Source organism: Aeromicrobium sp. (genome assembly GCF_049586495.1).
GTDB lineage: Bacteria > Actinomycetota > Actinomycetes > Propionibacteriales > Nocardioidaceae > Aeromicrobium.
The window spans coordinates 1-3,296 of record NZ_JBAVCB010000100.1; the positions used below are offsets into that span (position 1 = coordinate 1).

Annotated in this window: 3 protein-coding genes and 1 pseudogene; 2 read left to right on the plus strand and 2 right to left on the minus strand. The window is 65.4% G+C overall.

Annotated elements, in window-relative coordinates:
- Positions 1–719: pseudogene (locus WB508_RS05685) on the plus strand (hypothetical protein); the annotation flags it as partial.
- The gene (locus WB508_RS05690) at positions 716–2,182 is read left to right on the plus strand and encodes a dynamin family protein (protein WP_423843913.1); all 1,467 of its coding nucleotides are present in this window, start codon (positions 716–718) and stop codon (positions 2,180–2,182) included. The pseudogene WB508_RS05685 and the gene WB508_RS05690, both read left to right, overlap by 4 nt.
- Here WB508_RS05690 and WB508_RS05695 read toward each other — a convergent pair.
- Both WB508_RS05695 and WB508_RS05700 read right to left on the minus strand, forming a co-directional pair.
- Positions 2,165–2,743: a hypothetical protein gene (locus tag WB508_RS05695; protein WP_423843914.1), complete on the minus strand. Its 579-nt coding sequence runs from the start codon at positions 2,741–2,743 to the stop codon at positions 2,165–2,167. The genes WB508_RS05690 and WB508_RS05695 overlap by 18 nt on opposite strands.
- A gap of 85 nt (positions 2,744–2,828) precedes the next feature.
- Positions 2,829–3,296: hypothetical protein (locus WB508_RS05700; RefSeq protein ID WP_423843915.1), on the minus strand; the 468-nt coding region annotated here is incomplete at its 5' end.

Consider the following 3,296-nt stretch of genomic DNA (forward strand, 5'->3'; position numbering starts at 1 on the left):
TCGTCGACGAGAGCGACCCTGCCGACACGTGGGAAACCATGACCCAGTGGTTGGCGGACGCCTTCGCCGAGGCGATAGCGGACAGCTTCGTGTGGGCTTATGAGCGCTGCGAGCACGTGGCGACGAACGTCGCGGAGTCTTTTCGCCATGAGAGCGAGATTCGCCTTCCGCAAATTCCCTCGATCGACACCAGCACCATGATGAAGCCGGTGGCCGGGATCGACTTCATCCGAACGAGCCGCATGACCGGGTCGCAGAAATTGATCGGCGCCATGCGTGGGTCGTACAGCGGGATCTTGATGGCAGGAATCATCACGACGCTGGCCGGCATGGCGCTCATCAATCCGATCTCGGTGCTGGCTGGCGCAGTGCTGGGCGGTTTCTCCTTGCGTCAAGAAGGAGCCAACCGGCTGGAGCGGCGCCGCAACGAAGCGCGAAACGCCATACGGCGCGCGGTCGACGAGACGATCTTTCACGTGGTCAAGGAGACCCGCACCAGCTTGACGGAGGTGAAGCGACTCATGCGCGCAGAGTTCGAAGATGCAGCCGATGACTTCCGCCAGTCGCTGAACCTCTCGGTGGAGTCGGCTCGGCGAGGGGCCGGAACTCCGGCGGCGCATCGAGACGCTCGGACCCAGGCGCTCACCGAGCACCTGCAAACGGTGCGAGAGCTCGCCACCTCAGCCCAGACGGCCTCCTCTGGGCCGCACGCGTCATGACCTTCATCTCGCTGGAGCACGTGCGCGGGCTGCTCCATCAGGCCAGCGCCCTCTACCACGACGACGCTGAGGCATCGGCCCGCATCGACGCGCTGCGTCGTCGAGCCGATGAGCCGCTGCGCGTCGCCCTGGTGGGAACGGTCAAGGCCGGAAAATCGACGCTGGTGAATGCTCTGCTCGGCGAGCAGCTGGCCCCCACCGACGCCCGAGAGTGCACGCGCATCGTCACGTGGTACCGGCACGGCAACGCGCCGTCCGTCCGGGCCCGACACTCCACCCACGGTGAGATCCAGATTCGAACGCGTCGGCAGGACGGACGTCTCGAGCTCGATCTCGGCGATCTGGATGCCCATGAGATCCAGTGGCTCGATGTCACCTGGCCGGCGGCTCCGCTGGAGGAGTTCACCCTGATCGACACGCCCGGCATGGCATCGGTGTCGGCCGAGGTCGGTGAGCGCACGATCGAGTTCGTCGCGCCCGAGGGGGGCGTCACGGTGGCCGATGCCTTCGTCTACCTGTTGCGCTCGCTGCACACACACGACGTCGAGTTCCTCCGCACACTCGGTGATCGGTCCGGTGGAGAGACGTCGTTGGGCTCGATTGCCGTCTTGTCCCGAGCCGACGAGCTGGGAGCGGGCCGGCTCAATGCCATGGCCGTCGCCAACAAGGCCGTCGATCGCCTGCGTGATGACCCCACCCTCAAGGCGGCCTGCGAGACCGTCGTGCCGGTGGCGGGCCTTCTGGCTCTGGCCGGGCAGTCCCTCCGACAGTCTGAGTTCGCTCAGCTACAGAAACTGGCCGCTCTGCCCGCCGACCGCCTCTCAGCACTCATGGTCTCCACGGACCGATTCATGTCCGCCGACGCAGATGATCTTCCGTCGGCGCGCGACCGGACGAACTTGGTCCACCGGCTCGGACCGTTCGGTATTCGCCTAGCCCTGGCGGTCATCCAGATGGGAGTGTCCGACGCGACCACGCTGGCCGACGAGCTGGTTCGGCACAGCGGTCTGGATGATTTGAAGCGCGTCATCGACGTGCACTGCCGCCGGCGCCATCCCCAGCTGAAGGCGCACTCAGCGCTGATCGGTCTGCAGCAGGTGCTCATCGACCACCCTGCCCCGCCGGCAGAGCACCTGGCTGCGACGGTCGATGAGCTGCTCGCCGACCCTCACCCGTTCCGCGAGATGAAGCTGCTCGGTCGCGTGAATTCATCGAACATCACCGTGAACAGCCAGGATCGCGCTGAGATGGAGCGCTTGCTCGGCGGCTCGGGCACCCACGCCAGCGACCGGCTGGGTGTTGCCGACGACTTGCGCCAGCACGCTCTGGCCGCCTGGTGGAAGTGGCGCACCTATGCGGCCAATCCGTTGCTGAATCCTGACACTGCAGATGCGTGTCGCGTGACGGCGCGCACCTGCGAGTGGATCGTTGCAGAACTCAGCGCCTCAGCGCTGGTCGAATGAGGGACGCAACGGAATGGGCCCCTGTCTCGTCACGGCCGCGAGCCATTTTCCCACCGTGAACCAGTAGGCGATCAGCACCGCCAGGACGAGGCAACCCGCTTGGACCCACGCGGCGTTGTGGCTGAACGGGCCCAGATCACGCATCTGCGCCAGGATCGCCACCAGCGGCACGTGGAAGAGGGTCAGCCAGAGCAACGCTGTCCGTGCGCCGCGACGCTTGTCGAGCAGGCGGACCGATGCACGCAGCTCGGCCAGCGAGAACAGGATGCTGAATCCGACCATGATGATCAGGCCGACGAGCACTGCCACTCGTACGTCGTCGGTCGAGTAGTCCGGTTGCAGGTCCGCCAGCCGCTTTTCGAGTCCGGCCCGAACCTTGTCGAGCTTTTGGTAGGTGAGCACCAAGGTGGGGACGGACGACAGCACGGAGCTGAAGGTCAGAATCGGGACCAGCCAGACGATGACCGGGCGACGAATCTGCGGTAGCGGTGGCAGCGCACTCATCACGGCCGGGCGCTCGGGATTGTCGTAGCGAAGACGTGGCTGCTCGGGATCCGTCATGAGGGAAACGTTATCCAAACTTGGCGGTGAACGGCGTATCCCCCGACCAAAATCTGGCCGGGGGATCCGTCGTGCGACCGCAGATTCAGTCGTCGAACTCCACCTCGATCTCGACGTCCTCGATCTCGGAGTGGTCCGACGCCGACAGGATCGGCGACAGCTCACCGTGGGTGATGTTGGTGTCCTCGTTGAACGAATCGGTGTAGTCCAGCTCGGCGTCGTCGCCGAACACGTCCCCACCGGCAACGATTCCGTCGCCCTGTGCAGCGGCTCCACCGTTGACCACAGCGCCATCTCCGTTGTTGGCGTAGACCGTGGTGTTCCCGTTGCCTGCCACGCCTTGGTTACCCAAGACGCCGTTCTGGCCGGCGTTGAGGCTGCCGTTGTTGGCGACCTGGGACCCTGCGCTGCCTGCCTGAGCGTCACCTCCGGACTGTCCGGCAGCAGTACCACCGATGCCCGCAGCCACCGACTGGTCGTCGGCGGCCACGTTGTTGAGGCCAACCGCAGAGTTCGAGTCGTTGGACACCGTCAGCGGAGCAGCGTTTTGGAG

Coding starts and splice junctions, on each gene's coding strand:
- WB508_RS05695 (WP_423843914.1), bottom strand. CDS start 2,743: ATGACGGATCCCGAGCAGCCACGTCTTCGCTACGACAATCCCGAGCGC.
- WB508_RS05690 (WP_423843913.1), top strand. CDS start 716: ATGACCTTCATCTCGCTGGAGCACGTGCGCGGGCTGCTCCATCAGGCC.